This is a genomic window from Pseudomonas sp. RIT-PI-o (genome assembly GCF_001297215.1).
Taxonomy (GTDB): Bacteria; Pseudomonadota; Gammaproteobacteria; order Pseudomonadales; family Pseudomonadaceae; genus Aquipseudomonas; species Aquipseudomonas moraviensis_A.
In genome coordinates this window covers 191,097-217,827 of sequence record NZ_LHPA01000028.1, presented here as the reverse complement: position 1 = coordinate 217,827, position 26,731 = coordinate 191,097, and the positions used below count along the sequence as shown (strand labels likewise).

The 26,731-nt window shown below is 60.8% G+C and carries 29 protein-coding genes; 18 read left to right on the top strand and 11 right to left on the bottom strand.

Annotation, left to right across the window (positions count from 1 at the left end):
- Window positions 1-39 precede the first annotated feature (39 nt).
- The 4 genes from rng to tldD all read left to right on the top strand — a co-directional run bounded on the left by rng (window position 40) and on the right by tldD (window position 7,821).
- A complete protein-coding gene (rng, locus tag AEQ63_RS19750; protein WP_016771696.1) occupies window positions 40-1,497 on the top strand; it encodes a ribonuclease G in 1,458 nt (485 codons plus the stop codon).
- Between the two features lie 75 nt (window positions 1,498-1,572).
- On the top strand, window positions 1,573-5,376 hold the full coding sequence (locus tag AEQ63_RS19745; protein ID WP_064364470.1) for a YhdP family protein: 3,804 nt from the start codon (window positions 1,573-1,575) through the stop codon (window positions 5,374-5,376).
- 137 nt (window positions 5,377-5,513) lie between these two features.
- Window positions 5,514-6,374, top strand: a complete 861-nt coding sequence (locus AEQ63_RS19740; protein ID WP_064364469.1) for a carbon-nitrogen hydrolase family protein — start codon at window positions 5,514-5,516, stop codon at window positions 6,372-6,374.
- A gap of 4 nt (window positions 6,375-6,378) precedes the next feature.
- Complete coding sequence (gene tldD, locus AEQ63_RS19735) at window positions 6,379-7,821, top strand: metalloprotease TldD (protein ID WP_016771693.1); 1,443 nt, start codon at window positions 6,379-6,381, stop codon at window positions 7,819-7,821.
- Between the two features lie 51 nt (window positions 7,822-7,872).
- On the opposite strand, the gene yjgA is transcribed toward tldD, so the two are convergent.
- A complete protein-coding gene (gene yjgA / locus AEQ63_RS19730) occupies window positions 7,873-8,397 on the bottom strand; it encodes a ribosome biogenesis factor YjgA (RefSeq protein WP_042608768.1) in 525 nt (174 codons plus the stop codon).
- A gap of 108 nt (window positions 8,398-8,505) precedes the next feature.
- Between yjgA and pmbA the strand changes: the two genes are divergently transcribed.
- The 6 genes from pmbA to AEQ63_RS19700 all read left to right on the top strand — a co-directional run bounded on the left by pmbA (window position 8,506) and on the right by AEQ63_RS19700 (window position 13,874).
- Window positions 8,506-9,852: a metalloprotease PmbA gene (gene pmbA / locus AEQ63_RS19725; protein ID WP_064364468.1), complete on the top strand. Its 1,347-nt coding sequence runs from the start codon at window positions 8,506-8,508 to the stop codon at window positions 9,850-9,852.
- 252 nt (window positions 9,853-10,104) lie between these two features.
- Window positions 10,105-10,512 carry a hypothetical protein gene (locus AEQ63_RS19720; protein WP_042608766.1) on the top strand — a complete coding sequence of 136 codons (408 nt, stop codon included), beginning with the start codon at window positions 10,105-10,107 and terminating at the stop codon, window positions 10,510-10,512.
- The gene (locus tag AEQ63_RS19715) at window positions 10,493-11,869 is read left to right on the top strand and encodes a class II fumarate hydratase (RefSeq protein WP_064364467.1); all 1,377 of its coding nucleotides are present in this window, start codon (window positions 10,493-10,495) and stop codon (window positions 11,867-11,869) included. The genes AEQ63_RS19720 and AEQ63_RS19715 overlap by 20 nt, the downstream gene beginning before the upstream one ends.
- Before the next feature lie 27 nt (window positions 11,870-11,896).
- A complete protein-coding gene (locus AEQ63_RS19710) occupies window positions 11,897-12,337 on the top strand; it encodes a hypothetical protein (protein WP_042608764.1) in 441 nt (146 codons plus the stop codon).
- A 1-nt stretch (window position 12,338) separates the two neighbouring features.
- Window positions 12,339-12,950 carry a superoxide dismutase gene (locus tag AEQ63_RS19705; RefSeq protein ID WP_064364466.1) on the top strand — a complete coding sequence of 204 codons (612 nt, stop codon included), beginning with the start codon at window positions 12,339-12,341 and terminating at the stop codon, window positions 12,948-12,950.
- Window positions 12,951-12,980: 30 nt separating this feature from the next.
- Window positions 12,981-13,874 carry a ZIP family metal transporter gene (locus AEQ63_RS19700; RefSeq protein ID WP_064364465.1) on the top strand — a complete coding sequence of 298 codons (894 nt, stop codon included), beginning with the start codon at window positions 12,981-12,983 and terminating at the stop codon, window positions 13,872-13,874.
- Between the two features lie 38 nt (window positions 13,875-13,912).
- Here the strand turns inward: AEQ63_RS19700 and AEQ63_RS19695 are convergent, their stop codons facing one another.
- The 10 genes from AEQ63_RS19695 to AEQ63_RS19650 form a co-directional block, all read right to left on the bottom strand.
- On the bottom strand, window positions 13,913-14,188 hold the full coding sequence (locus AEQ63_RS19695; protein ID WP_064364464.1) for an HPr family phosphocarrier protein: 276 nt from the start codon (window positions 14,186-14,188) through the stop codon (window positions 13,913-13,915).
- Between the two features lie 15 nt (window positions 14,189-14,203).
- Complete coding sequence (gene rapZ, locus AEQ63_RS19690; RefSeq protein ID WP_042608760.1) at window positions 14,204-15,061, bottom strand: RNase adapter RapZ; 858 nt, start codon at window positions 15,059-15,061, stop codon at window positions 14,204-14,206.
- Window positions 15,062-15,063: 2 nt separating this feature from the next.
- Window positions 15,064-15,528, bottom strand: coding sequence for a PTS IIA-like nitrogen regulatory protein PtsN (gene ptsN / locus AEQ63_RS19685; RefSeq protein WP_042608759.1), 465 nt, complete (start codon window positions 15,526-15,528; stop codon window positions 15,064-15,066).
- Between the two features lie 12 nt (window positions 15,529-15,540).
- Window positions 15,541-15,849, bottom strand: coding sequence for a ribosome hibernation-promoting factor, HPF/YfiA family (gene hpf / locus AEQ63_RS19680; protein WP_042608758.1), 309 nt, complete (start codon window positions 15,847-15,849; stop codon window positions 15,541-15,543).
- Window positions 15,850-15,922: 73 nt separating this feature from the next.
- Window positions 15,923-17,413: an RNA polymerase factor sigma-54 gene (locus AEQ63_RS19675; protein WP_042608757.1), complete on the bottom strand. Its 1,491-nt coding sequence runs from the start codon at window positions 17,411-17,413 to the stop codon at window positions 15,923-15,925.
- Between the two features lie 166 nt (window positions 17,414-17,579).
- The gene (lptB, locus tag AEQ63_RS19670) at window positions 17,580-18,305 is read right to left on the bottom strand and encodes an LPS export ABC transporter ATP-binding protein (RefSeq protein ID WP_024011621.1); all 726 of its coding nucleotides are present in this window, start codon (window positions 18,303-18,305) and stop codon (window positions 17,580-17,582) included.
- Window positions 18,305-18,850 (bottom strand): lipopolysaccharide transport periplasmic protein LptA, encoded by a 546-nt coding sequence (lptA, locus tag AEQ63_RS19665; protein ID WP_016771679.1) that lies wholly within the window; start codon window positions 18,848-18,850, stop codon window positions 18,305-18,307. The genes lptB and lptA overlap by 1 nt, the downstream gene beginning before the upstream one ends.
- On the bottom strand, window positions 18,837-19,409 hold the full coding sequence (gene lptC / locus AEQ63_RS19660; RefSeq protein WP_042608756.1) for an LPS export ABC transporter periplasmic protein LptC: 573 nt from the start codon (window positions 19,407-19,409) through the stop codon (window positions 18,837-18,839). Before lptC ends, lptA begins: the two co-directional genes overlap by 14 nt.
- Window positions 19,410-19,417: 8 nt before the next feature.
- Window positions 19,418-19,942 (bottom strand): KdsC family phosphatase, encoded by a 525-nt coding sequence (locus AEQ63_RS19655; RefSeq protein WP_016771677.1) that lies wholly within the window; start codon window positions 19,940-19,942, stop codon window positions 19,418-19,420.
- On the bottom strand, window positions 19,942-20,916 hold the full coding sequence (locus tag AEQ63_RS19650) for a KpsF/GutQ family sugar-phosphate isomerase (protein WP_042608754.1): 975 nt from the start codon (window positions 20,914-20,916) through the stop codon (window positions 19,942-19,944). The genes AEQ63_RS19655 and AEQ63_RS19650 overlap by 1 nt, the downstream gene beginning before the upstream one ends.
- A 272-nt stretch (window positions 20,917-21,188) precedes the next feature.
- On the opposite strand from AEQ63_RS19650, the gene AEQ63_RS19645 reads away from it, so the two are divergent.
- The 8 genes from AEQ63_RS19645 (at window position 21,189) to hisG (ending at window position 26,636) form a co-directional block, all read left to right on the top strand.
- The gene (locus AEQ63_RS19645) at window positions 21,189-21,998 is read left to right on the top strand and encodes an ATP-binding cassette domain-containing protein (protein ID WP_039759369.1); all 810 of its coding nucleotides are present in this window, start codon (window positions 21,189-21,191) and stop codon (window positions 21,996-21,998) included.
- The gene (gene mlaE, locus AEQ63_RS19640) at window positions 21,998-22,795 is read left to right on the top strand and encodes a lipid asymmetry maintenance ABC transporter permease subunit MlaE (RefSeq protein ID WP_042608753.1); all 798 of its coding nucleotides are present in this window, start codon (window positions 21,998-22,000) and stop codon (window positions 22,793-22,795) included. Before AEQ63_RS19645 ends, mlaE begins: the two co-directional genes overlap by 1 nt.
- On the top strand, window positions 22,795-23,262 hold the full coding sequence (mlaD, locus tag AEQ63_RS19635) for an outer membrane lipid asymmetry maintenance protein MlaD (protein ID WP_016771673.1): 468 nt from the start codon (window positions 22,795-22,797) through the stop codon (window positions 23,260-23,262). Before mlaE ends, mlaD begins: the two co-directional genes overlap by 1 nt.
- Window positions 23,263-23,273: 11 nt before the next feature.
- Window positions 23,274-23,927, top strand: a complete 654-nt coding sequence (locus AEQ63_RS19630; RefSeq protein WP_042608752.1) for an MlaC/ttg2D family ABC transporter substrate-binding protein — start codon at window positions 23,274-23,276, stop codon at window positions 23,925-23,927.
- Window positions 23,924-24,229, top strand: coding sequence for an STAS domain-containing protein (locus AEQ63_RS19625; protein ID WP_039759362.1), 306 nt, complete (start codon window positions 23,924-23,926; stop codon window positions 24,227-24,229). The genes AEQ63_RS19630 and AEQ63_RS19625 overlap by 4 nt, the downstream gene beginning before the upstream one ends.
- Before the next feature lie 115 nt (window positions 24,230-24,344).
- Entirely contained in the window at window positions 24,345-24,584 is a 240-nt protein-coding gene (locus tag AEQ63_RS19620; RefSeq protein ID WP_042608750.1) for a BolA family protein, read from the top strand.
- Between the two features lie 22 nt (window positions 24,585-24,606).
- Window positions 24,607-25,872, top strand: coding sequence for a UDP-N-acetylglucosamine 1-carboxyvinyltransferase (murA, locus tag AEQ63_RS19615; protein ID WP_042608749.1), 1,266 nt, complete (start codon window positions 24,607-24,609; stop codon window positions 25,870-25,872).
- A gap of 128 nt (window positions 25,873-26,000) precedes the next feature.
- The gene (gene hisG, locus AEQ63_RS19610) at window positions 26,001-26,636 is read left to right on the top strand and encodes an ATP phosphoribosyltransferase (protein WP_016771668.1); all 636 of its coding nucleotides are present in this window, start codon (window positions 26,001-26,003) and stop codon (window positions 26,634-26,636) included.
- Window positions 26,637-26,731: the final 95 nt, after the last annotated feature.

The window sequence follows — 26,731 nt, the reverse complement described above, 5'->3', positions numbered from 1 at the left end:
GCGGCCACTATCGTGAACATGCCTGAACGAGATCCTGCCATGAGTGAAGAGATTCTGATCAACATCACGCCGATGGAGTCGCGCGTGGCGGTGGTCGAAAACGGTGTGCTGCAAGAAGTCCACGTCGAGCGCACGCAGAAACGCGGGATCGTCGGCAACATCTATAAAGGCAAGATCGTCCGTGTTCTTCCGGGCATGCAGGCGGCATTCGTCGACATCGGTCTCGATCGCGCCGCCTTCATTCACGCCGCTGAAATCTCCCTGCGCGAAGGCCCGGCGGTAGAAAGCATCAGCTCGCTTGTGCATGAAGGCCAGAGTCTGGTGGTGCAGGTCACCAAGGATCCGATCGGTTCCAAAGGCGCGCGCCTGACCACGCAACTGTCGATTCCTTCGCGTTATCTGGTGTACATGCCGCGAACCGCTCACGTTGGCATTTCCCTGAAGATCGAAGACGAAGCCGAACGCGAGCGCCTCAAGCAGGTGGTGAGTGATTGCGTGGCCAAAGAAGGCATCAAGGAAGCCGGCGGCTTCATTTTGCGCACCGCCGCTGAAGGCGCAGGCGCTGACGAAATCCTCATGGACATCCGTTACCTGCGCCGCCTCTGGGACCAGATCAATGAGCAGATCAAGACCATCGCCGCGCCAAGCGTGATCTACGAAGACCTCGGCCTGGCCCTGCGCACCCTGCGTGATCTGGTCAATCCGAAGATCGAGAAGATCCGCATAGATTCCCGGGAAACCTTCCAGAAAACCACGCAATTCGTCGCCGAACTGATGCCGGAAATCGCTGATCGTCTGGAGCACTATCCGGGTGAGCGGCCGATCTTCGATCTGTACGGAGTCGAAGACGAAATCCAGCGCGCGCTGGAGCGCAAGGTACCGCTGAAGTCCGGTGGCTATCTGGTCATCGATCCGGCGGAAGCCATGACCACCATCGACGTCAACACCGGGGCGTTCGTCGGTCACCGCAACCTCGAAGAAACCATTTTCAAGACCAACCTCGAAGCGGCCACCGCGATTGCCCGGCAGATGCGCCTGCGCAATCTCGGCGGGATCATCATCATCGACTTCATCGACATGGAAGATGAAGAGCACCAGCGTCAGGTCCTGCGCACTCTGGAGAAACAGCTGGAGCGCGATCACGCCAAGACCAACATCATCGGTATCACCGAGTTGGGCCTGGTGCAGATGACCCGCAAGCGCACCCGTGAAAGCCTTGAACAGGTGCTGTGCGAACCATGCAGCAGTTGCCAGGGACGCGGCAAACTGAAAACCGCCGAAACCATCTGTTACGAGATTTTCCGCGAGATTCTGCGCGAGGCTCGTGCCTATCAGGCCGAGGGTTACCGGGTACTGGCCAACCAGAAAGTGGTCGATCGCCTGCTCGACGAAGAGTCCGGTAACGTCGCCGAGCTTGAAGGCTTTATCGGTCGCACCATACGCTTCCAGGTGGAAACCATGTATTCCCAGGAACAATATGACGTGGTGCTGCTCTGAAGCCCTGCAACACCTTTCATTCAACGCGGCTGGCCTCAGCTTTTCGCAGTTTTTTTGCCATGGGAGCCAACTGACATGGAGCGTCTGACACGCATACTGGCCGCACTCACCCGCTGGGGGCTGGGCCTGTGCGCGTTGGTTCTGGTGTTGATGGCGCTATACGTCAGCCTCGGCCGCGAGCTGACGCCACTAGTGGCCGAATACCGCGCCGACATCGAAGACAAGGCCAGTGCCGCCCTCGGCATGCCCTTGCAGATCGGTGAGCTGGAAGGCAACTGGAGCGGTTTCGCGCCGATCCTGCTGGCCCATGACGTGATGGTCGGCGACGGTGCCAACGCACTGCGCCTTGATCGCGTGCGGGTAGTGCCGGATCTGTGGGCCAGTGTGTTGGCTCGCGAAGTGCGCCTCGCGCATATCGAACTCAACGGTCTGAAGATCAGCCTCAAGGAAGCCGAAGACGGCACCTGGGCGCTGGAAGGCTTGCCGGTGCAGAAGGATCAACCGTTCGATGCGGCGCAACTGTTCCAGCGCTCGCAGATGATCAGGCAGTTGTCGGTGCTCGATAGCCAGGTGACCCTGCAACCGCTCGATCATCCGCCCATGACGCTCACCTATGTCGGCCTCAATCTGCGCACCGGCGCCAGCCGTCAGCGGCTCGATGCGCGTCTGACCTTGCCCGATGGCCAGCCCGTTGCGCTGAGCCTGCGCAGCCAGCTTCGTCCCAATCAATGGCAGAGCAGCGCCATCGAGGGTTACGCCAGCCTGCCGCAGAGCGACTGGTCGAAGTGGCTGCCCGAGCGGCTGACCCAGCAATGGAATTTTTCCGAGATCAAGGCCGGCGGCGAACTCTGGGTCGATTGGGCCGAAGGCGCATTGCAGAGCGCCGCGTTGCGCTTGAATGCGCCGCAAGTGACGGGCGCCTACGCCGAGCGCAAGCCAATCCAGATCAACAATCTGGCGCTCAACGCCTACTACCGCAACAGCGCCGAGGGCGTGAACGTCACCCTCGATTCACTGGCGATGAGCTTTGGCGAAACCCGCTGGGAATCCCGCGTGCAGATACAGCAGACCCGCGCCAGCGCCAAGGCTGAAGAGCTCTGGCATTTGCAGGCGGATCGCCTCGATCTGACCCCGATTACGCCGCTGCTCAATGCGCTGGGCCCGTTGCCGCAGAGTCTTGCCACGGTGGTTGAACGCTTGAAAGTGACCGGCGGCCTGCGCAATGTTCTGATGGATTTCCGCCCGACTGCCACCGACGGCAATAAATTCGGCTTCGCCGCCAACCTCGACAACGTCGGTTTTGACGCCTACCACGGCGCTCCGGCGGCGCGAAATGTCAGCGGCAGCCTCAGCGGCAATCTCGACGGCGGCGAGTTGCGCCTCGACAGCAAGGATTTCGTCCTGCACCTCGATCCGATTTTCGCCAAGCCATGGCAATACCTGCAGGCCAATGCGCGCCTGACCTGGAAACTCGACAAGGATGGCTTCACCCTGATCGCGCCGTATCTGAAGGTGTTGGGCGAGGAGGGCAAGATTGCCGGCGACTTCCTCATCCGCCTGCACTTCGACCATAGCCAGGAAGACTACATGGACCTGCGCGTCGGTCTGGTCGACGGCGACGGTCGCTATACCGCTAAATACCTGCCGGCCGTGTTGAGCCCCGCGCTTGATGAATGGCTGCGCACGGCGATCCTCAAAGGTGCGGTGGATCAGGGCTTCTTCCAGTATCAGGGTTCGCTGAACAAGAACGCCGGTGAGGCTGACCGCAGCATCAGTCTGTTCTTCAAAGTGCACGACGCCGAACTGGCCTTTCAGCCGGGGTGGCCACATGTGAGCAAGGTCAGCGGCGATGTGTTCATCGAAGACAGCGGTGTGCGCATCTGGGCCAGCAAAGGCCAGTTGCTCGACACGCAGGTCAGCGATGTCTTCGTCAATATTCCTCATGTACCGGCCGGACAGAATTCGCATCTGTTGCTTGATGGCGCATTTGCCGGTGGCCTGGGCGATGGCTTGAAGATCCTCCAGGACGCGCCGATCGGCACTGCCGAGACCTTTGCCGGTTGGGAAGGCGCGGGTGATCTCAATGGCAAGCTCAAGCTGGATATTCCGCTGGCCAAGGGCGAGCAGCCGAAAATCCTCGTCGACTTCAAAACCGCCAATGCGCGGCTGAAACTGGCCGAGCCGAAGCTGGAACTGAGCCAGCTCAAGGGCGATTTCCGCTTCGACAGTAACAAAGGCCTTAGCGGTCAGAACATTTCTGCGCGGGCCTTCGACAAACCGGTCACTGCGCAGATCTTCGCGGATGGCAGCCCCAACCAGATCAAGACTCGGGTGGCGGCGTCGGGGCAGGTCGAAGTCAAAAAGCTTACCGACTGGCTGGGCGTCACCCAACCGTTGCCGGTGTCCGGGACCCTGCCTTATCAGTTGCAGCTGAATCTTTCCGGGGCCGACAGCCAGTTGATGGTCAGCTCCAACCTCAAAGGCGTGGCGGTGGATCTGCCGGCGCCTTTCGGCATGGCCGCCGATGTCGGGCGGGACACGGTGTTCCGCATGACCCTGCAAGGTCAGGAGCGACGCTACTGGGTCAACTACGACCAATTGGCCAATTTCACCTTCGCCGCGCCACCGAGCAATTTCGCCGACGGCCGTGGCGAGCTGTTTCTCGGCACGGGCGAAGCCGTCCTGCCGGGTGCCAAAGGCCTGCGGATTCGCGGCGTGCTATCGGAGCTGGACGTGGCGCCGTGGCAGGATCTGGCCAATAAATACGCCGGGCAGGATCCTGGCGGCAGCGCCAAACAACTGCTCAGCAGCGCTGACATCAAGGTCGGCAAACTGACTGCGTTCGGCACCACACTGGATCAGGCCTCGGTGCAGATCAATCGCAAGCCCGGCGCATGGAATCTCGCTCTCGACAGCCAGCAGGCCAAGGGCAGCGCCAGTCTGCCGGACGCCAAAGGCGTGCCGATCGCGGTGAATCTGCAGTACGTGAAACTGCCGGCGCCGGACCCGGCGGTGCAGGCTGACGAAAACGCGCCGGATCCACTGGCCTCTGTCGACCCGACGAAAATTCCGGCGCTGGATATCACCCTTAACCAACTGTTCCTCGGTCCCGATCTGGTCGGTGGCTGGTCGCTGAAAGTAAGGCCGACCGCCAAAGGCATCGCCCTGAACAACCTCGACATGGGGCTCAAAGGCATCCTTCTGCAAGGCAACGGCGGCTGGGAAGGCACGCCGGGTTCGACCAGCAGCTGGTACAAGGGCCGCATTGGCGGCAAGAACCTGGCTGATGTGCTCAAGGGCTGGGGCTTCGCGCCGAGCGTGACCAGCGAAGAATTCCACATGGACGTCGACGGCCGTTGGCCGGGCTCGCCGGCGTGGCTGGCGACCAAGCGTTTCTCCGGCACCCTCGACGCTTCGCTGAACAAGGGACAGTTCGTCGAGGTCGAGGGCGGCGCTCAGGCGTTGCGGGTGTTCGGCCTGCTCAACTTCAACTCGATTGGCCGGCGTTTGCGTCTGGATTTCTCCGACCTGTTCGGCAAAGGCTTGAGCTACGACCGGGTCAAAGGTTTGCTGGTGGCGAACAATGGCGTCTACGTCACCCGTGAGCCGATTCGCCTGACCGGGCCTTCGAGCAACCTCGAGCTGGACGGCACGCTGGATCTGGTTGACGACAAGGTCGATGCGAAATTGCTGGTGACCTTGCCGGTGACCAACAATCTGCCGATTGCTGCGCTGATCGTCGGCGCACCGGCGGTAGGCGGCGCGCTATTTCTCATCGACAAACTGATCGGTGACCGCGTGGCGCGCTTCGCCAGCGTCAAGTACACCGTCAAAGGCCCATGGAAAGAGCCGAAAATCACCTTCGACAAGCCTTTTTAACTAGCAGACACTAGCCCCGTAGGAGCTGCCGAAGGCTGCGATCTCTTGATCTTGTTGTTGAAGATCAAGATCAAGATCAAGAGATCGCAGCCTTCGGCAGCTCCTACACAGTTCTGCGTAAATTCCGAGGAGCGGCCATGTCTTTAGCGGTGATTCAAATGGTCAGCCAGAGCGACGTGCTGGCCAACCTGGCCCAGGCCCGACGCCTGCTTGAACAGGCAGCCGCCGGCGGGGCGAAACTCGCGGTGCTGCCGGAAAACTTCGCCGCCATGGGCCGTCGCGACGTGGCCGATATCGGCCGCGCCGAGGCTTTGGGCGAAGGGCCGATCCTGCGTTGGTTGAAACAGACCGCCCGCGACCTCACCTTATGGATAGTCGCCGGTACATTGCCGTTACCACCGCTGGGCCAACCCACGGCCAAAGCCAATGCCTGCTCGCTGTTGGTCGATGATCACGGCGAGATCGTCGCGCGTTATGACAAGCTGCATCTGTTCGATGTCGATGTCGCCGACAATCGTGGCCGGTATCGTGAATCCGATGACTATGCTTATGGCGGTAATGTAGTAGTGGCGGACACGCCGGTAGGCCGCGTTGGTCTGAGCGTGTGTTACGACTTGCGCTTCCCGGAGCTGTACAGCGAATTGCGCGCCGCCGGTGCCGAGTTGATTACCGCACCGTCGGCGTTTACTGCCGTGACCGGCGCCGCGCATTGGGATGTGCTGATCCGTGCACGGGCCATCGAAACACAATGTTATGTGCTGGCGGCAGCACAGGGCGGCACCCATCCGGGGCCTCGGGAAACCTTCGGGCATGCGGCGATTGTCGACCCGTGGGGACGCGTGCTGTCCCAGCAGGATCAAGGCGAGGCGGTGTTGCTGGCCGCCCGCGACAGCGATGAACAAGCGTCCATCCGGGCGCGCATGCCGGTGACGCGTCATCGGCGGTTTTTCTCGCAGGGCGCCCAGCGGCCTGCTTCAGAACACGAATTTAAGGCGTAAGACTATGAGCGAGTTGTTGTCCTCAGTCAGTGATCACCTGTTGGCACCCGGCGGTGTCACGATCGAGAGCCTGCAAGGCGTGCTCGGCGATCTGGCCGGGCCGGGCATCGATGCCGCCGACCTGTATTTCCAGGGCCAGATCTCCGAGTCGTGGGCGCTGGAAGACGGCATCGTCAAGGAAGGCAGCTTCAACCTCGACCAAGGTGTCGGCGTACGTGCGCAGTCCGGTGAAAAAACCGGATTTGCCTACAGCAATGCGATCACCCTCGAAGCCCTCGGCGCCGCGGCCCGTGCCGCGCGCTCGATCTCCCGCGCCGGGCAGAACGGCACCGTGCAGGCGTTCACCAGCCAGGACGTCGCGCAACTGTATGCACCGGATAACCCGCTGGAAGTGCTCAGCCGCGCGGAAAAAGTCGAATTGCTCAAACGCATCGACGTCGCCACCCGCGCACTCGATCCACGCATTCAGCAGGTCAGCGTGAGCATGGCCGGCGTCTGGGAGCGGATTCTGGTTGCCTCCACCGACGGTGGTCTGGCCGCTGATGTGCGCCCATTGGTGCGCTTCAATGTCAGTGTCATCGTTGAACAGAATGGCCGGCGCGAGCGCGGCGGGCATGGCGGCGGCGGGCGTACCGATTACCGCTACTTCCTCGCCGAAGACCGCGCCATGGGCTATGCCCGCGAAGCACTGCGTCAGGCACTGGTCAATCTGGAAGCGATTCCGGCGCCGGCCGGTACCTTGCCGGTGGTGCTCGGTTCCGGCTGGTCCGGCGTGCTGCTGCACGAAGCGGTCGGCCATGGTCTGGAAGGCGATTTCAACCGCAAGGGCAGCTCCGCCTACAGCGGGCGCATGGGCGAAATGGTTGCCTCCAAGCTCTGCACCATCGTCGATGACGGCACCTTGAGCGGCCGTCGCGGTTCGCTGAGCGTCGACGACGAAGGCACGCCGACCGAGTGCACCACGCTGATCGAAAACGGCGTGCTCAAGGGCTACATGCAAGACAAGCTCAACGCGCGGCTGATGGGCGTGGCGCGTACCGGTAACGGTCGCCGCGAATCCTACGCACATCTGCCGATGCCGCGCATGACCAATACCTACATGCTCGGTGGCGAAAGCGATCCGGCGGAAATCATCGCCTCGGTGAAGAAGGGCATCTACTGCGCCAACCTCGGCGGCGGTCAGGTCGACATCACCAGCGGCAAGTTCGTGTTCTCCACCAGCGAGGCGTATCTGATCGAGGACGGCAAGATCACCGCGCCGGTCAAAGGCGCGACGTTGATCGGCAACGGCCCAGAGGCGATGAGCCGGGTGTCGATGGTCGGTAACGATCTGGCGCTGGACAGCGGTGTGGGCACGTGCGGCAAGGATGGGCAGTCGGTGCCGGTGGGTGTGGGCCAGCCAACGCTGAAAATCGATGCGATCACCGTGGGTGGCACGGGCGCATAAGAACGGTGGGGCTTTCGGGTAGCGCGCAGGACGGCCACCCGGTGGCGATGATCAACGCAGGCCGCGTTGAGTCTCGTCCAGCTCCCGAATGTATTTGAAGATCTTGCGGCTCGAAGCAGGGGGTTTGTTTTGCGCAACCTCATGCTGGGCCTGACGGATCAGGGAACGCAATTGCTGGCGATCGGCGTCCGGGTACTCGACGACGAATTTCTCCAGCACGGCGTCATCGCCCGCGATCAGGCGGTCACGCCAGCGTTCCAGATTATGGAAACGCTCGTTGTACTGGCGAGTGGAGGCATCGAGTTGATCGAGCAGAATCAGAATCGCGTCAGTGTCCTGATCGCGCATCAGTTTGCCGATGAACTGCAAATGCCGTTTACGCGCGATGTTCGCGGTGTGCTTGGGCGCATCGGCCAGTGCCCGGCGCAGAGCGTCGGTCAAGGGCAGTTTGGCGACCAGATCAGGCTTGAGTGTGGTCAGGCGCTCGCCGAGGTCAACCAGCGCATGCAGCTCGCGTTTGACCTGAGATTTGCTTTTTTCTCCCGTATCGAGGGAGTCGTCGTAAGAATCAACCATGGTGGCAGTCCGCAAAGAAACGCCGCCATGATAACCAGTCGGGGGCCGCTTGTCCGGCCCGGTCGCTCGATGACCCCAGCCGAAAGCAGAATTTGAGTGGAGATGAGCATGAGTGCAGTTCAAAGCGTCGGCCCGCAGGCATTGCCGGCACTGCAAGAACAGGTCGAGCAGATCATCGCCGAAGCCAAGCGCCAGGGCGCCAGCGCCTGTGAAGTCGCGGTGTCGCTGGAGCAGGGCCTGTCGACCTCGGTGCGTCAGCGCGAGGTCGAAACCGTTGAGTTCAATCGTGATCAGGGTTTTGGCATCACCCTGTACGTCGGCCAGCGCAAGGGCTCGGCGAGCACCTCGGCCACTGGCCCTGAGGCGATTCGTGAAACGGTCGCAGCTGCGCTGGCCATCGCCAGACACACTTCCGAAGATGAAGCCTCGGGCCTCGCCGATGCGGCACTGATGGCCAGGGATGTGCAGGATTTCGACCTGTTCCACGAGTGGGACATCACCCCGGAGCAAGCCATCGAGAAGGCCCTGCTCTGCGAGGCTGCGGCTTTCGACGCCGATGCGCGGATCAAGAACGCCGACGGCACCACCCTCAGCACCCATCAGGGTTGCCGCGTTTACGGCAACAGCCACGGTTTCATCGGCGGTTACGCGTCGACCCGGCACAGCCTGAGTTGCGTGATGATCGCTGAAGCCGAGGGCCAGATGCAGCGTGATTACTGGTACGACGTCAATCGCCAGGGCAGCTTGCTCGCCGATCCGGTGAGCATCGGCCAGCGTGCCGCGCAGCGGGCGGCCAGCCGTCTGGGCGCGCGTCCGGTGCCGACCTGTGAAGTGCCGGTGCTGTTTTCCGCGGAGCTGGCGGGTGGTCTGTTCGGCAGCTTCCTCTCGGCAGTATCCGGCGGCAGTCTGTATCGCAAATCGTCGTTTCTGGAAGGCACGCTGGGGCAGAAGCTGTTCCCGGAATGGCTGACCATCGATGAGCGTCCGCATCTGATGCGCGCCATGGGCAGTGCTTCCTACGACGGCGATGGCCTGGCGACTTACGCGAAACCGTTCGTCGAAAAGGGCGAGTTGGTCTCCTACATCCTCGGTACCTACTCCGGGCGCAAACTGGGCATGCCAAGCACCGCCAACGCGGGCGGTGTGCACAATCTTTTCGTCACCCATGGCGATGAGGATCAGGCAGCGCTGTTGAAACGCATGGGCCGAGGACTGCTGGTTACCGAGTTGATGGGCCATGGCTTGAACATGGTCACTGGCGACTACTCGCGCGGGGCGGCGGGTTTCTGGGTGGATAACGGGGAGATCCAGTTCGCCGTGCAGGAAGTGACCATCGCCGGCAATATGCGCGACATGTTCAAGCAGATTGTTGCGGTGGGTAACGACCTGGAGCTGCGCAGCAACATCCGCACCGGTTCGGTATTGATCGAGCGGATGACCGTCGCGGGCAGCTAAACCGCGATTCCGCCAAACCAAAAAGGCGCGCCATCCGTTGTGGATGGCGCGCCTTTTTTATTCGCTTCGCCACAAACTCCTTGTGGGAGCGAGCCTGCTCGCGAAAGCGGTGGACCGAACAAAACATCCCAACCGGCCAGAAGCATTCGCGAGCAGGCTCGCTCCCACAAATGGGCAGCGCAAACTCGATCGCTTGTGTTGGTTCTCATTATCATCTAATAATGAATCTCATCTCCGAACGAGTCCCGGATCATGAGTTCTGCCTTGCACGAGCAGCCCTACCTCGAAAGCTGGCGCTGGATGAGCCGCCAAATCCGTTGCGCACTGGATCCTGACGAACCGCGCCTGATCGAACACTATCTCGCCGAAGGGCGCTATCTGTCCTGTTGCACAGCCACTTCGCCCTGGACCGTCGCCGAAACGTCTTTCCGTCTGCTGCTCGACACGGCCAGCGACACCGCGTTGCCGTGGCACTGGCGCAGCGTCTGTCTCGATCAAGCCTGGCGCCCGTTGCGTGACATGGAGCGCCTGTCGCTGTGCCAATGCCGCCTGCAGCGCTGGCAACGCTACACCTGGCAGCTCGCCACTTGCGAGTTGCAACCGTCGATTCCTCTTATTGATTTGCTGCAAGGACATTCGAATGACCAAGACACGTATTGAGCGCGACAGCATGGGCGAGCTGCAGGTGCCGGTCGACGCGCTCTATGGCGCGCAGACCCAGCGCGCAGTGGACAACTTCCCGATCAGCGGCAAGCCGATGCCGACGCAATTCATCCGCGCGCTGATTCTCGCCAAAGCCGCCGCGGCCCGGGCCAATGTTGAGCTGAACCAGATCAGCGTGGCCCAGGGCAAAGCCATCAGCGATGCCGCGCAAGGTCTGCTCGAAGGCGATTTCATGCAGCATTTTCCGGTGGATATCTTCCAGACCGGTTCCGGCACCAGCTCGAACATGAACGCCAACGAAGTGATCGCCACGCTGGCCAGCCGCATGCTCGGTGAGCCGGTCAATGCCAACGATCACGTCAACTGCGGGCAGAGCAGCAACGACATCATCCCGACCACCATTCACGTCAGCGCCGCGCTAGCGCTGCATGAACAACTGTTGCCGGCGCTGTTGCATCTGGTCCAGGTCATCGAGCGCAAGGCCGGACAGGTGCATCATCACGTCAAAACCGGACGCACCCATCTGATGGACGCGATGCCGGTGCGCATGAGTCAGGTGCTCAACGGCTGGGCGCAGCAGCTCAAGGCCAACGTCGCACATCTGCAGGATTTGTTGCCGAGCCTGCAATCCCTGGCGCAGGGCGGCACCGCGGTGGGTACCGGGATCAACGCGCATCCGGAGTTCGCCGCGCGATTCAGTCGGCATCTGAGCCAATTGACCGACGTGCAATTCACCCCAGGCAAGGATCTCTTCGCTTTGATCGGCTCGCAGGACACCGCCGTCGCTGTCTCCGGCCAACTCAAGGCCACCGCCGTGTCGCTGATGAAAATCGCCAATGACCTGCGCTGGATGAACTCCGGCCCGCTGGCCGGCCTCGGCGAAATCGAACTCGAAGCGCTGCAGCCGGGCTCGTCGATCATGCCCGGCAAGGTCAACCCGGTGATCCCGGAAGCCACCGCCATGGTCGCCGCGCAAGTGATCGGCAACGACTCGGTGATCACCGTGGCCGGGCAATCGGGCAATTTCGAACTTAACGTGATGCTGCCGATCATCGCGCACAATCTGCTGAGCAGCATCGAACTGCTGGCCAATTCCAGTCGCCTGCTCGGTGACAAGGCGATTGCCAGCTTCAAGGTCAACGAATCGCGGTTGCAAGAAGCGTTGTCGCGCAACCCGATTCTGGTCACCGCCCTCAACCCCATCATCGGCTACCAGAAAGCCGCAGACATCGCCAAGCAGGCCTACCGGGAAGGCCGCGCGGTGATCGACGTTGCCCTGGAACACACCGACCTGTCGCGCAGCCAGCTGGAAGAGTTGCTCAACCCCGAGAAGCTCACCGCCGGCGGCGTGTAAAACCCGCAACTGCTTTGGAGGCTCACCATGGAGCACTGGAAACGCACGATCGAACGGGCCAATCGCTGCTTCATGCTGGGCGAATTGATCGACGCCCGCGAGGCTTACCTGCAAGCCCTGGCCCTGGCGCAAGTGCTGTTCGAACGCTGGGCGGATGCCGACGAAGCAGTGGCGGCCTGCGTCGTCTCTCATCACAACCTCGCCGACCTGCATCTGCGCCTGAACCAACCGGAGGAGAGCGCCGAGTACCTGTGCGCCATCCATCAACGCCTGTTGCAGACCATGCAGGACGAACGCCTGCGCCCGGCCCTGCGGGAAGCGGCGCTGCGCCAGAGCAGCAAGACCTACGTCGAGCTGTTGAATTTCATCAGTGAGCATGGGGAATACCCGCGCACCCAGCGCCTGCTGCATCCCGACACCGGCAATGCCCGCCGCGCCTCAACTTCTCATCAGTACGGAGTCCATTGAAATGGCTTTTACCTTGCCTGCCTTGCCCTACGCCTACGATGCCCTCGAGCCGCACATCGATGCGCAGACCATGGAGATCCATTACACCAAGCATCACCAGACCTACATCAACAACCTCAACGCCGCCGTGGAAGGCACCGAGTTTGCCGAGTGGCCGGTGGAAAAGCTCGTCGCCAGCGTGCAGCAACTGCCGGAAAAACTTCGCGCGGCGGTGATCAACCAGGGCGGCGGTCACGCCAATCATTCGTTGTTCTGGGAAGTCATGGTGCCCAACGGTGGTGGTAAACCCGACGGCGAGCTGGCCCGGGCCATCGACGAGCAACTGGGCGGACTGGACAGTTTCAAGGAAGCGTTCACCAAAGCCGCGCTGACTCGTTTTGGCAGTGGCTGGGCCTGGCTCAGCGTGACCGCGGAAAAAAAGCTGGTGGTGGAAAGCAGCGGCAACCAGGACAGCCCGTTGATGAACGGAAATACACCCATCCTCGGCCTCGACGTCTGGGAGCACGCCTACTACCTGCGCTACCAGAACCGTCGCCCGGAATACATCAGCGCGTTCTACAACGTGATCAACTGGCCGGAAGTTGCTGCGCGCTATCAAGCCGCACTGGTTTGAGCCTTCAATAAAAACAATCCAGGGCTGACTATGAGCACTGAAACACTGGCGATTGGCAGCGGGCGGATGTTTCGTTACGCGGTGGGCTCGCTGTTGCTGTTGGCGGGGATGGCTCTGCTGGTCGCCCACGGTTTGCACTGGCTGAATCTTGAACCCAGGTTGCTGCGCGCATTGCAGGGCGGCGCTATCTGCGCCTTGGGCACGGCGCTCGGCGCGGTGCCGGTGCTGATAATCCGGCGCATGCCGCAGGCACTCAGCGACACCTTGCTGGGATTTGGTGCCGGGGTGATGCTGGCGGCGACGGCGTTTTCGCTGATCGTGCCGGGCATTGCTGCGGCTGAGAGTCTTGGCCTGACGCCGTGGGCCGCCAGTGGTTTGATCTGCTTTGGCATCCTGCTCGGCGCCTTCGGCCTGTATCTGGTGGATCGCAGGGTTTCCGGTGCTACGCCGGAGATGCTCGTCGGTACGCTTGAGCGTCCGGTGATTCCACCGCGCATCTGGCTGTTCGTGTTCGCCATCATCGCGCACAACATTCCGGAAGGCATGGCGGTCGGCGTTTCTGCCGGTGGCGGTATGGCGGATGCCGACAGTCTGGCGATGGGCATCGCGTTGCAGGATGTGCCGGAAGGTCTGGTGATTGCACTGGTGCTGGCCGGGGCGGGAATGTCGCGGGTCAGGGCCTTTCTGATCGGCGCGGCGTCAGGGCTGGTCGAACCGGTGTTCGCGTTGTTATGCGCGTGGCTGGTGAGTCTGGCTCAAGTGCTGTTGCCACTGGGGCTGGCGCTGGCGGCCGGGGCGATGTTGCTGGTGGTGACTCACGAAGTGATTCCGGAGTCGCGCCGGCATGGACATGACAAGCTGGCGAGTCTTGGCTTGCTGATCGGTTTTTGTCTGATGATGGTGATGGATACGGCGTTGGGTTGAATGAAGGTGAGGAGGGAGCAAGCTCCCTCATTGGCGGATCATTCGCCTTCGTCGAAGTAGTTGTTGATCAGTTTGACCAAGGCGTCCATAGCTTCCTGAGCCTGTTCGCCCTCGGTGCTCAAATGGATTTTGGTGCCCTTGCCAGCCGCGAGCATCATCATCGCCATGATGCTTTTACCGTCCACTGCTGTCTCGGGCGTGCGGCCGACTCTTATCGTAGTCTGCGGAAACTTGCCGGCCACGCCGACAAATTTGGCCGATGCCCGGGCATGCAGGCCCAGCTTATTGATGATTTCGATTTCACGAGCAGGCATCGCGGTGTGAATCCTTTAGGTGAGGTCGCGGTGGCGAACCTGGACGTTCTTCAGGGTTTTCTGCAGGGCCTGACCCAGGCGTTCGGTCAGGTAGACGGAGCGGTGGTGCCCGCCGGTGCAGCCAATGGCAATGGTGACGTAGGCGCGGTTGCTGGCGGCGAAACGTGGCAGCCACTTGTTCAGATAGGCGTAGATGTCCTGATACATTTCTTCGACATCCGGCTGTTCCGCCAGGTACTCGGCCACTGGTGCATCGAGACCCGACTGCGCACGCAGCTCCGGTTTCCAGTACGGATTGGGCAGGCAGCGGACGTCGAAGACCAAATCGGCATCGACCGGCATGCCGCGCTTGAAACCAAACGATTCGACCAGGAACGCCGTACCCGGCTCAGGCTGATTCAACAGGCGCAACTTCAGGGTGTCGCGCAGTTGATACAGATTGAGGTGGGTGGTGTTGATTTTCAGGTCGGCCAGATCGGCGATCGGGCCGAGCAGGGCGCTTTCATCGTGGATGGCTTCGGCCAGGGAGCGATTGGCGTTGCTCAACGGGTGACGACGACGGGTCTCGGAAAAACGCTTGAGCAGGGTTTCTTCGTCGGCGTCCAGATACAGCACATCGCACTTGATATGCTTGGCCCGCACGTCTTCGAGCAATTCGGGGAAACGAGACAGATGGCTCGGCAGGTTGCGCGCATCGATCGATACCGCGACCAGCGGCTGCGCCAGCTCGGTGTGGATCAACGCGCGCTCGGCCAGTTCCGGCAGCAGGCCGGCCGGGAGGTTGTCGATGCAGTAGTAACCGTTGTCTTCAAGGACATTCAGGGCGGTACTTTTACCCGAGCCCGAACGGCCACTGACGATGATCAAACGCATGATTAGTGCCCGTTCTGCTCGTCCAGTACAACCTGGTACAGGGCCTCGTTGCTCGGAGCGCTGCGCAGTTTTTCGCGCACTTCCTTGCGGTCGAGCATACTGGCGATCTGGCGCAGCAATTCCAGATGCGCATCGGTCGCAGCTTCCGGGACCAGCAGCACGAACAGCAGGTCCACCGGGGCGCCGTCGATGGCGTCGAAATCGATCGGGGCTTCGAGGTGCAGCAGCGCGCTGACCGGCGCCGTGCAGCCCTTGAGGCGGCAGTGGGGAATGGCGATGCCGTTGCCGAAACCGGTGGAGCCGAGTTTCTCACGGGCGATCAGCGCCTCGAAGACATCCTGCATCGCCAGATCCGGCACTTCGCGGTGGATCAGGTTGGCAATCTGTTCGAGGGCTTTTTTCTTGCTGCCGCCCGGCGCGTTCACCTGGGAACGGCCGGGGGTCAGGATGGTTTCAAGTCGGATCATGGGATAGGGGGGTTAACGACCGGTTGCGCCCTGGAGGAGGCTCTCGGTCTTTTCCTTATGCTTTTTGAGTTGGCGGTCCAGCTTGTCGGTGAGTGAGTCGATCGCAGCATACATGTCGGTATCTTCTGCGTTGGCGACCACTTCTTTTCCGGGAATATGCAAGGTGGCTTCGATTTTCTGCTGCAGTTTTTCGACGCACATCGTGACCTGCACGTTGGTGATCTTGTCGAAATGTCGCTCCAGTCGTTGGAGTTTTTCCTCGATGTAGGAACGCAGAGGTTGGGTCACTTCCAGTTGGTGTCCACTGATGTTGACTTGCATACAGCTTCTCCTTCGTTGCCAGTGCATAAAGCGGCAGGCCGAAAAGCCTGCCACTGGAACGCTGTAACGTGGCTTACATCAACCGCTTGCGTTCGCTCGAAGGCGCGATTCCGAGGGATTCGCGGTACTTGGCGACGGTGCGGCGAGCCACCTGAATGCCTTGTGCCTCCAGTAAACCAGCGATCTTGCTGTCACTCAACGGCTTTTTCTGATTTTCCGCCGCGACCAGTTTCTTGATGATCGCGCGAATCGCCGTGGACGAGCATTCGCCGCCTTCGGAGGTGCTGACGTGGCTGGAGAAAAAATATTTCAGTTCATAAATACCGCGCGGGGTATGCATGAATTTTTGTGTGGTCACCCGCGAGATCGTCGACTCGTGCATGCCGACCGCTTCGGCGATGTCATGCAGCACCAGCGGCTTCATCGCTTCGTCGCCATATTCGAGGAAACCGCGCTGATGTTCGACGATCTGCGTGGCCACTTTCATCAGGGTTTCGTTGCGGCTCTGCAGGCTCTTGATGAACCAGCGGGCTTCCTGCAACTGATTGCGCATGAAAGTGTTGTCGGCGCTGGTGTCGGCACGCTTCACAAAACCGGCGTACTGGGCGTTGACGCGCAAACGTGGCACCGATTCCTGGTTCAGTTCCACCAGCCAGCGCTCGTTGTCCTTGCGCACGATCACATCGGGAATGACGTATTCGGCTTCGGTCGATTCGATCTGCGAGCCCGGACGCGGATTGAGGCTCTGCACCAGTTCGATGACCTGGCGCAGTTCGTCTTCCTTGAGCTTCATGCGCCGCATCAACTGGCTGTAATCGCGGCTGCCGAGCAGGTCGATGTAATCGGCGACCAGACGTTTGGCCTCGGTGAGCCACGGCGTCTTCGCGGGCAGCTGGCGCAATTGCAGCAGCAGGCATTCGCTGAGGTTGCGTGCGCCGATCCCGGCGGGCTCGAATTGCTGGATGCGATGCAGGACGGCTTCGATTTCGTCGAGCTCGATGTCCAGTTCCGGATCGAACGCTTCGAGGATTTCTTCAAGCGTTTCGTCCAGGTAACCCTGATTGTTGATGCAATCGATCAGGGTCACGGCGATCAGGCGATCGGTGTCGGACATCGGCGCCAGGTTCAGTTGCCAAAGCAGATGGCTCTGCAGGCTCTCGCCGGCGGAAGTGCGGGTGGTGAAATCCCACTCGTCGTCATCGCTGCTGGGCAGGCTGCTGGCGCTGGTCTGATAAACATCTTCCCAGGCGGTGTCTACCGGCAGTTCGTTGGGGATGCGCTCGTTCCATTCGCCATCTTCAAGGTTGTCCACCGTCGGGGCGGCTTCCTGATAGGAGGGTTCCTGGATTTCGGCGGGCTTCTGTTCGGCGTTGTCGGCCAAGGGATCGGCGTTATCGAAGTCGTCGCCTTCTTCCTGGCGTTCGAGCATCGGATTGGATTCCAGAGCCTCCTGGATCTCCTGTTGCAGGTCCAGGGTCGACAATTGGAGCAGGCGGATGGCCTGTTGCAGCTGCGGTGTCATCGTCAGCTGCTGGCCCATTCTCAAGACTAGCGATGGTTTCATGGCAGGGGCTTAACACCTTATTCGCCGGCGCTTTGCGCCATCCACTACAGGGCGCCGAAGCGCCAAACTTAAGCAAATTATATGCCTGAAACTGAAGTGTTTGCCTAGAGCGCTGTAACAATTAAAGCGGATAAATGCGCCTTGAATCGATACAGCGCTGGCGCGCTTACAGGCGGAACTCGTGACCCAGATACACTTCCTTGACCAGATCGTTGGCCAGGATGGTCTCGGCATCGCCTTCAGCGATCAGTTGACCGTCGTTGACGATGTAAGCGGTTTCGCAGATATCCAGCGTCTCACGGACGTTGTGGTCGGTGATCAACACCCCGATGCCCTTGGCCTTGAGGTGGTGGATGATCTGCTTGATGTCGCCGACCGAGATCGGGTCGACACCGGCGAACGGTTCGTCGAGCAGGATGAATTTCGGCGCAGTGGCCAGAGCGCGAGCGATTTCCACCCGGCGACGCTCGCCACCGGACAGGCTCATGCCGAGGTTGTCGCGGATGTGGCTGATGTGGAATTCCTGCAGCAGGCTTTCCAGCTCCTTGCGACGACCGGCCTTGTCGAGTTCAGGACGGGTCTCGAGGATCGCCATGATGTTGTCGGCGACCGACAGTTTGCGGAAGATCGACGCTTCTTGCGGCAGATAGCCGATACCGGCCTTGGCGCGGCCATGCATCGGCTGGTGGCTGACGTCCAGATCATCGATCAGCACCCGGCCCTGATCGGCCTGCACCAGGCCGACGATCATGTAGAAGCAGGTCGTCTTGCCGGCGCCGTTCGGGCCGAGCAGGCCGACGATCTGCCCGCTGTCGATCGACAGGCTGACGTCACGCACGACCTGGCGGCTTTTATAGGCCTTGGCCAGGTGCTGAGCTTTCAGAGTTGCCATTACTGGGATTTCTCTTCGGTTTTCTTCTTCGGCTGGATCACCATGTCGATGCGCGGACGCGATTCGGTGACCTTGCTGCCCGTGGCGCGACCGGCGCTGGCCAGTTTCTTCACGGTGTCGTAGACGATTTTTTCGCCTTGGGTGACGTTGTTATCCTTGTCGATAACCTTGGCCTTGTCGATCAGCACCACGCGGTTCTGCTGGGCGTGGTATTGAATCGTCACGCCGTAGCCCTTGACCGGGTTGGCGTCGCCCTGGGTCTGCAACTGCTCGAAGTAAGCCAGATTGCCCACCGAGGTCACCACGTCGATATCGCCGTTGGGCGCGCGAGTCATGGTCACCGTGTTGCCTTTAACGATCATCGAGCCCTGGGTAATGATCACGTCACCTTTATAGGTGGCGATGCCATTCTTGTCGTCCAGCTGGGCGTCGTCGGCCTGAATGCGGATAGGTTGCTGCTGATCGTTCGGCAGGGACCAGGCGCTCGCGCTTCCCAGTGCTGCGCCCAGACTGAGCAAAATAGGGAGGGTTTTAACGAGCCTCATACTGTCCTCTTACGTTCGATTGCAGGTGTATCCTGCTGTCCTTCAGGTACGCTTTCATTCCGACGCCAGTCGACACGCCGCCAGCGCCCTCGATTCTAACGGGTTGCGCAGTCTGCGCATATTCCTGCTGCGGGAACACCGTCATGCGGGTGCTGGTGATCAGGGTGCCGCGCTTTTTCTCATCGGTGCGCTGTACGCGGACCGAATCGATCAATTCCACTTCGGTACCGCCCGAGTTCACTTCGCCGCGCTCGCTGGTCACGTGCCACGGGAAGTCGGTGCCGCGATACATGTTCAAATCAGGCTTGGTCACCAGCGTGACATCGGTGGCCTTGACGTGCTCGGCCTTGTCGGAGGTCATCTCGTATTGCACCTTGCCGTCGGGCAGGTACTGGATGGTGTGCGTGTTGGTCGCGTACCAGTCGATCGGGTTCTCGGCAGTCGAGACCGGCGGCTTGTCGAGGAAGCGTTCCGGGCTGATGTTCCAATAGCCGACCGCGGCGAAAATCGCCGCGATGCAGCCGAACAGCAGGAAGTTGCGAAACTTTTTGCTAAACATGGTCTGGCTCACAGGTACGCGGCGTTGGCCGCTTCGAGGCGGCCCTGGGCGCGCAGGATCAATTCGCAGAATTCGCGGGCGGCACCTTCGCCGCCACGGGCGCGGGTAACGCCGTGGGCGTGTTCGCGGACGAAATCGGCAGCGTTGGCCACCGCCATGCCCAGCCCTACGCGGCGGATTACCGGCAAGTCTGGCAGATCGTCGCCCAGATAGGCGACTTCTTCATAGCTTAGGCCCAGTTGTGCGAGCAGGCCGTCGAGCACCACCAATTTGTCTTCACGCCCCTGAAACAGATGCGGGATGCCGAGATTCTTCGCGCGGCGCTCGACCACCGGGGTCTTGCGACCGCTGATGATCGCGGTTTGCACGCCGGCATTCATCAGCATCTTGATGCCCTGGCCGTCGAGAGTATTGAAAGTCTTGAACTCGCTGCCGTCTTCGAGGAAGTACAGCCGACCGTCGGTGAGTACACCGTCGACGTCGAAGACTGCCAGTTTGATCGCTTTGCCGCGTTGCAGCAGATCGTTGCTCATTACATGACTCCTGCGCGCAGCAGATCGGAGAGGTTGAAGGCGCCGATCGGGCGATCCTCCTCGTCGACGACTACCAGGGCGCTGATTCGATGGTCTTCCATGATTTTCAGGGCTTCGGCGGCAAGCATGTCGGGCCGCGCGGTTTTGCCATGTGCGGTCATCACTTCGTCGATGGTCGCGTTGCGAATGTCGATGGTGCGGTCCAGGGTGCGGCGCAGATCACCGTCGGTGAAGATCCCGGCGAGTTTGCCGTCGGCCTCAAGGATAGCGGTCATGCCGAGGCCCTTGCGGGTCATTTCCATCAGCGCATCCTTGAGCAGGGTGCCGCGCTGGACCTGCGGCAGTTCCTCCCCGGCGTGCATGACGTTTTCCACTTTCAGCAACAGGCGCCGGCCAAGTGCGCCGCCCGGATGCGAGAAGGCAAAATCTTCGGCGGTAAAACCGCGCGCTTCCAGCAAGGCCACGGCCAGGGCGTCACCCATGACCAGCGCTGCGGTAGTCGAAGATGTCGGTGCCAGGTTCAACGGGCAGGCTTCGTGCTCAACGTGCACATTGAGATTCACCTCGGCAGCCTTCGCCAGCGGCGACTGCGGGTTGCCAGTGACGCTGATCAACTGGATGCCCAGGCGTTTGATCAATGGCAGCAGCGTTATGATTTCGTTGGTCGAACCGGAGTTCGACAGCGCCAGAATGACGTCGTCGCGGGTGATCATGCCCATGTCGCCATGGCTGGCTTCGGCGGGATGGACAAAAAACGCCGGAGTGCCGGTGCTGGCCAGGGTCGCGGCGATCTTGTTGCCGATGTGCCCGGATTTGCCCATGCCGACCACGACCACACGGCCCTTGCTGGCCAGAATCATCTCGCAAGCGCGTACGAAATCGGCGTCGATATGGGCCATCAAGCCTTGGACGGCTTCCACTTCGAGGCGGATGGTGCGTTGTGCCGATTGAATCAGGTCGCGGGTTTTGCTCATGTCAGAATCGTATGGGCCGATGAAAAGGCGGCGATTATAGCGGTTATGTGGCAAAGCCTCACGCAAGTTCGTCGTGCTTTGTCATTACTGGTTACCAAAACCCTCTGAAAGTCGCTGCGACCCTCATCTGTCGGCGATTCAGGCCGGGTTCTCGCTTGGGCGCTCAGCCTTTGCAGTGATATAGTTCGCCGCCAGTTCGGCCTGCCCGGGATGCAGGTGTTTCCGAGGAAAGTCTGGCATCCCAGTGAGAGGCTGCATCGCAAGGAGTTTAGATGAGTGCCGATAACGCCTACGCGGTCGAGCTGAAGGGAGTCTCCTTCAAGCGCGGTGCGCGGAGCATTTTCAATAACGTCGATATCCGCATCCCGCGCGGCAAGGTCACCGGCATCATGGGGCCTTCCGGCTGCGGCAAGACCACGCTGCTGCGTCTGATGGGCGCGCAGTTGCGCCCGTCCAGCGGCGAAGTCTGGGTCAACGGGCAGAACCTGCCGACGCTGTCGCGCAGCGATCTGTTCGATGCGCGCAAGCACATGGGCGTGCTGTTTCAGAGCGGTGCGCTGTTCACCGACCTCGATGTGTTCGAGAACGTGGCCTTTCCGCTGCGGGTTCACACGCAACTGCCGGAAGACATGATCCGCGACATCGTCCTGCTCAAGTTGCAGGCCGTGGGGCTGCGCGGTGCCATCGAACTGATGCCGGACGAGCTGTCCGGCGGCATGAAGCGCCGCGTCGCGCTGGCCCGGGCGATTGCCCTCGATCCGCAGATTCTCATGTACGACGAGCCTTTCGTGGGCCAGGACCCGATCGCCATGGGCGTACTGGTGCGCCTGATTCGTTTGCTCAACGATGCACTGGGCATCACCAGTATCGTGGTGTCCCACGATCTGGCGGAGACCGCGAGCATTGCCGACTACATCTATGTAGTGGGCGATGGTCAGGTGCTGGGGCAGGGCACGCCGGATGAGCTGATGAACTCGGATGAGCCGCGTATCCGCCAGTTCATGACCGGCGATCCCGATGGTCCGGTGCCGTACCATTTTCCAGCGACGGATTACCGCGCAGATCTTCTGGGGAAGCGCTGATGCGCAGAATTTCATTGATGGAACGCGTGCGTCGGTTCGGCGAATCGGCGATCGACGCGGTCGCGGTGTTTGGTCGGGCGACCCTGTTCCTGTTTCACGCCCTGCTGGGCCGTGGCGGTATCAGCGGTGGTTTCGGCCTGTTGGTCAAGCAGCTGCACTCGGTCGGCGTCATGTCGCTGGTGATCATCGTGGTCTCCGGCATTTTCATCGGCATGGTGCTCGCGCTGCAGGGCTTCAGCATTCTTTCCAGCTATGGTTCAGAGCAGGCGGTGGGGCAGATGGTCGCCCTGACGTTGCTGCGTGAACTGGGGCCGGTGGTCACGGCGTTGCTGTTTGCCGGTCGCGCCGGTTCGGCATTGACCGCCGAGATCGGCAACATGAAATCCACCGAGCAGTTGTCCAGCCTGGAAATGATCGGTGTTGATCCGCTCAAGTACATCATTGCCCCGCGCCTGTGGGCCGGGTTCATTTCCCTGCCGGTGCTGGCGATGATCTTCAGTGTCGTCGGCATCTGGGGCGGTTCGTGGGTCGCGGTCGACTGGCTGGGCGTCTACGAAGGCTCCTACTGGGCGAACATGCAGAACAGCGTGACCTTCACCAGCGACGTGCTCAACGGCGTGATCAAGAGTGTCGTTTTCGCTTTCGTCGTGACGTGGATCGCCGTATTCCAAGGCTATGACTGTGAACCCACTTCCGAGGGAATCAGTCGTGCCACCACCAAGACCGTGGTGTTTGCCTCGCTGGCAGTGCTCGGTCTGGACTTTATTCTGACCGCTTTGATGTTTGGAGATTTCTGATGCAAAACCGCACCCTGGAAATCGGTGTCGGCCTGTTCCTGCTGGCAGGGATCCTGGCTTTGCTGCTGCTCGCCTTGCGCGTCAGCGGCCTGTCTCCGACTTCGTCCACCGACACCTATAAGTTGTATGCCTATTTCGACAATATCGCCGGTCTGACGGTCAGAGCCAAAGTGACCATGGCCGGTGTGACCATCGGCAAGGTCACCGCCATCGATCTGGATCGCGACAGTTTCACCGGTCGGGTCACGCTGCAGGTGGATAAAAAGGTCGACAACCTGCCGGTTGATTCGACTGCGTCTATCCTCACCGCGGGCCTGCTGGGCGAGAAATACATCGGTATCAGCGTCGGCGGTGAAGACACTCAGTTGAAAGACGGTGGAACCATCCATGACACGCAGTCGTCACTGGTACTGGAAGACCTGATCGGTAAATTCCTGCTCAATACCGTTAGCAAAGACGCCAAATGAGGAGCTTTTGAATGATCTCTATCTTGCGACGTGGCCTGTTGGTGTTACTCGCGGCCCTGCCGTTGATGGCTAACGCTGCACCGGGACAATCGGCTCATGACCTGATTCAGGACACCACGAACCGGATGCTTGCCGATTTGCAGGCCAATAAAGAGAAGTACAAGCAGGATCCGCAGGATTTCTATGCGGCGCTGAACAGCATTGTCGGTCCCGTGGTGGATGCCGAGGGCATCTCCAAAAGCATCATGACCGTGAAGTATTCGCGCAAGGCCACGCCTGCGCAGATGCAGCGCTTCCAGGAAAACTTCAAGCGCGGTCTGTTCCAGTTCTACGGCAACGCTCTGCTGGAATACAACAACCAGGGCATCACCGTTGACCCGGCCAAAGACGAATCGGGCGACCGCACCAGCGTCAACATGACCGTCAAGGGCAGCAACGGCGCGATCTATCCAGTGCAGTACACCCTTGAGAAGATCAATGGCGAGTGGAAGCTGCGCAACGTGATCATCAACGGCATCAACATCGGCAAGCTGTTCCGTGACCAGTTCGCCGACGCCATGCAGCGCAATGGCAACGATCTGGACAAGACCATCGATGGCTGGGCCGGTGAAGTGGCGAAGGCCAAGCAGGAAACCGACAAAGCCGCCGCGAAGCCAGCCCAATGAGTGAGGCGGCAGTACGGATGAGTGATGTCGACGAATTGGTACTCAGCGGCGTGCTGGATTACCGCACCGGGCCTGACCTGCGCAAGGAAGGGCAGGCGCTGATCAAGTCGAGCAAGGCGTCGGCGCTGGTCATCGATTGTTCGGCGGTGCAGAAGTCCAGCAGCGTCGGCCTGTCGTTGCTGCTGTGCTTCATGCGTGATGCTCAGGCGGCCGGCAAGGCCGTCAGCATCCGCGCGATGCCCGAAGACATGCGCGAAATCGCTCAGGTCAGCGAGTTGACCGAGCTGTTGGCGCACCCCTGAACCCTCATCTATAAAGAAGCCCCCCGTCAGAGTCCTGCGTTGCGGGGTTCGCAGGCGCGGGGCTTTTTTGTATGATGTCCGACCCGTGCGCACAGGGCGCCGATTGAGGTTGAGCATGCAGGCCGTAGAAGTGAAGAGCTTCCTTGAAGGAAAGCTGCCAGGAACGCTGGTAGAAGTTGAAGGCGAAGGCTGCAACTTCCAGCTGAACGTGATCAGCGATGAACTGGCGGCGTTGAGCCCGGTGAAGCGTCAGCAGCAGGTCTATGCCCATTTGAACCCATGGATCGTCGATGGCAGCATCCATGCGGTCACTATGAAATTTTTCAGCAGCGCGGCCTGGGCCGAGCGCACCTGAGCCCTAGGGCGTCGAGATACTAATGGATAAATTGATTATTACCGGTGGCGCTCGTCTTGATGGCGAGATCCGCATTTCCGGGGCAAAGAACTCTGCCCTGCCGATCCTGGCCGCGACCCTGCTGTGCGATGGCCCGGTGACCGTTGGCAACCTGCCGCACCTGCACGACATCACCACCATGATCGAGCTGTTCGGGCGCATGGGCATTGAGCCTGTGATCGACGAGAAGCTCAGCGTCGAAATCGACCCGCGCACCATCAAAACTCTGATCGCGCCGTACGAGTTGGTGAAAACCATGCGTGCGTCGATCCTCGTACTGGGCCCGATGGTCGCGCGGTTCGGTGAAGCCGAAGTCGCACTGCCGGGCGGTTGCGCCATCGGTTCGCGTCCGGTCGACCTGCACATCCGTGGCCTGGAAGCCATGGGCGCGGTCATCGACGTCGAAGGCGGCTACATCAAGGCCAAGGCGCCTGAAGGTGGCCTGCGCGGCGCGCACTTCTTCTTCGACACCGTCAGCGTGACCGGTACCGAAAACATCATGATGGCCGCAGCACTGGCCAAAGGTCGCAGCGTGTTGCAGAACGCCGCCCGCGAGCCTGAAGTGGTTGACCTGGCGAATTTCCTCAACGCCATGGGCGCCAAGGTTTCCGGCGCCGGCACCGACACCATCACCATCGATGGCGTCGAGCGTCTGGGTTCGGCGTTCTACAAGGTCATGCCTGACCGTATCGAAACCGGCACCTACCTGGTTGCTGCAGCCGTCACCGGTGGCCGCGTCAAGGTCAAGGACACCGATCCGACCATCCTCGAAGCGGTGCTGGAAAAGCTGCGTGAAGCCGGCGCGGAAATCACCTGCGGTGAAGACTGGATCGAGCTGAACATGCACGGCAAGCGCCCGAAAGCGGTCAACGTGCGCACCGCGCCGTACCCGGCGTTCCCGACCGACATGCAGGCACAGTTCATTTCGCTCAACGCCATTGCCGAAGGCACCGGTGCGGTGATCGAGACGATCTTCGAAAACCGCTTCATGCACGTTTACGAACTGCACCGCATGGGCGCCAAGATCCAGGTCGAAGGCAACACCGCGATCGTCACCGGTACCGAAATCCTCAAGGGCGCGCCTGTGATGGCCACCGACCTGCGAGCTTCGGCCAGTCTGGTGATCTCGGCACTGATGGCCGAAGGCGACACGCTGATCGACCGCATCTACCACATAGACCGTGGTTACGAGTGCATCGAAGAAAAACTGCAGATGCTCGGCGCCAAGATCCGTCGCGTTCCGGGCTGATCGCTGCATCGGGACACACGGACGTGTCCACTGAATTCGTTTCGAGTCGAGGGTGTGCGCACCCTCGATGTGTGTCCGGCGCCGATTGCGACCGGGCATGAGTACCTTGATAAGGACTGACGTTTCCCATGTTGACCATCGCACTGTCCAAGGGCCGCATCCTTGACGACACACTGCCGCTTCTCGCTGAAGCGGGCATCGTGCCGACCGAGAATCCGGACAAGAGCCGCAAGCTGATCATCCCCACGACCCAGGACGACGTGCGTCTGCTGATCGTGCGCGCCACCGACGTGCCGACCTATGTCGAGCATGGCGCGGCCGACCTCGGCGTCGCCGGTAAGGACGTGCTGATGGAATACAGCGGCCAGGGCCTGTACGAGCCGCTAGACCTGCAGATCGCGCAGTGCAAGCTGATGACTGCCGGCAAAATCGGCGCGGCCGAGCCCAAGGGCCGTCTGCGCGTGGCGACCAAGTTCGTCAATGTTGCCAAGCGTTACTACGCCGAGCAGGGCCGTCAGGTCGACATCATCAAGCTGTACGGCTCGATGGAACTGGCGCCGCTGATCGGTCTGGCCGACAAGATCATCGACGTGGTCGACACCGGCAACACCCTGCGCGCCAACGGCCTGGAGCCACAGGAACTGATCGCCACGATCAGCTCGCGCCTGGTGGTCAACAAGGCTTCAATGAAAATGCAGCACGCCCGAATCCAGGCGTTGATCGACACCCTGCGCAACGCAGTGGAATCGCGACACCGCGGCTGATCTACCTGCGTGGCCCAAGGCCGCGCCGTCTATCCGCCTCATAGCCAGAATTCTCAGGTGCCCAAGCGGATCGAATGCTAGTTTCGGGCGCCTGA

Bases quoted from the DNA above. Each gene is read 5' to 3' on its own strand.
- AEQ63_RS19630 (WP_042608752.1), top strand. From the start codon at position 23,274: ATGATCTCTATCTTGCGACGTGGCCTGTTGGTGTTACTCGCGGCCCTG.
- AEQ63_RS19695 (WP_064364464.1), bottom strand. From the start codon at position 14,188: ATGCCTGCTCGTGAAATCGAAATCATCAATAAGCTGGGCCTGCATGCC.
- yjgA (WP_042608768.1), bottom strand. From the start codon at position 8,397: ATGGTTGATTCTTACGACGACTCCCTCGATACGGGAGAAAAAAGCAAA.
- AEQ63_RS19655 (WP_016771677.1), bottom strand. From the start codon at position 19,942: ATGAGCAACGATCTGCTGCAACGCGGCAAAGCGATCAAACTGGCAGTC.
- mlaD (WP_016771673.1), top strand. From the start codon at position 22,795: ATGCAAAACCGCACCCTGGAAATCGGTGTCGGCCTGTTCCTGCTGGCA.
- AEQ63_RS19710 (WP_042608764.1), top strand. From the start codon at position 11,897: ATGGAGCACTGGAAACGCACGATCGAACGGGCCAATCGCTGCTTCATG.
- AEQ63_RS19645 (WP_039759369.1), top strand. From the start codon at position 21,189: ATGAGTGCCGATAACGCCTACGCGGTCGAGCTGAAGGGAGTCTCCTTC.
- AEQ63_RS19745 (WP_064364470.1), top strand. From the start codon at position 1,573: ATGGAGCGTCTGACACGCATACTGGCCGCACTCACCCGCTGGGGGCTG.
- hisG (WP_016771668.1), top strand. From the start codon at position 26,001: ATGTTGACCATCGCACTGTCCAAGGGCCGCATCCTTGACGACACACTG.
- AEQ63_RS19650 (WP_042608754.1), bottom strand. From the start codon at position 20,916: ATGAGCAAAACCCGCGACCTGATTCAATCGGCACAACGCACCATCCGC.
- pmbA (WP_064364468.1), top strand. From the start codon at position 8,506: ATGAGTGCAGTTCAAAGCGTCGGCCCGCAGGCATTGCCGGCACTGCAA.
- AEQ63_RS19675 (WP_042608757.1), bottom strand. From the start codon at position 17,413: ATGAAACCATCGCTAGTCTTGAGAATGGGCCAGCAGCTGACGATGACA.
- hpf (WP_042608758.1), bottom strand. From the start codon at position 15,849: ATGCAAGTCAACATCAGTGGACACCAACTGGAAGTGACCCAACCTCTG.
- rapZ (WP_042608760.1), bottom strand. From the start codon at position 15,061: ATGCGTTTGATCATCGTCAGTGGCCGTTCGGGCTCGGGTAAAAGTACC.
- AEQ63_RS19705 (WP_064364466.1), top strand. From the start codon at position 12,339: ATGGCTTTTACCTTGCCTGCCTTGCCCTACGCCTACGATGCCCTCGAG.
- tldD (WP_016771693.1), top strand. From the start codon at position 6,379: ATGAGCGAGTTGTTGTCCTCAGTCAGTGATCACCTGTTGGCACCCGGC.
- AEQ63_RS19715 (WP_064364467.1), top strand. From the start codon at position 10,493: ATGACCAAGACACGTATTGAGCGCGACAGCATGGGCGAGCTGCAGGTG.
- lptC (WP_042608756.1), bottom strand. From the start codon at position 19,409: ATGTTTAGCAAAAAGTTTCGCAACTTCCTGCTGTTCGGCTGCATCGCG.
- rng (WP_016771696.1), top strand. From the start codon at position 40: ATGAGTGAAGAGATTCTGATCAACATCACGCCGATGGAGTCGCGCGTG.
- murA (WP_042608749.1), top strand. From the start codon at position 24,607: ATGGATAAATTGATTATTACCGGTGGCGCTCGTCTTGATGGCGAGATC.
- AEQ63_RS19740 (WP_064364469.1), top strand. From the start codon at position 5,514: ATGTCTTTAGCGGTGATTCAAATGGTCAGCCAGAGCGACGTGCTGGCC.
- AEQ63_RS19625 (WP_039759362.1), top strand. From the start codon at position 23,924: ATGAGTGAGGCGGCAGTACGGATGAGTGATGTCGACGAATTGGTACTC.
- AEQ63_RS19620 (WP_042608750.1), top strand. From the start codon at position 24,345: ATGCAGGCCGTAGAAGTGAAGAGCTTCCTTGAAGGAAAGCTGCCAGGA.
- AEQ63_RS19700 (WP_064364465.1), top strand. From the start codon at position 12,981: ATGAGCACTGAAACACTGGCGATTGGCAGCGGGCGGATGTTTCGTTAC.
- ptsN (WP_042608759.1), bottom strand. From the start codon at position 15,528: ATGATCCGACTTGAAACCATCCTGACCCCCGGCCGTTCCCAGGTGAAC.
- lptB (WP_024011621.1), bottom strand. From the start codon at position 18,305: ATGGCAACTCTGAAAGCTCAGCACCTGGCCAAGGCCTATAAAAGCCGC.
- AEQ63_RS19720 (WP_042608766.1), top strand. From the start codon at position 10,105: ATGAGTTCTGCCTTGCACGAGCAGCCCTACCTCGAAAGCTGGCGCTGG.
- lptA (WP_016771679.1), bottom strand. From the start codon at position 18,850: ATGAGGCTCGTTAAAACCCTCCCTATTTTGCTCAGTCTGGGCGCAGCA.
- mlaE (WP_042608753.1), top strand. From the start codon at position 21,998: ATGCGCAGAATTTCATTGATGGAACGCGTGCGTCGGTTCGGCGAATCG.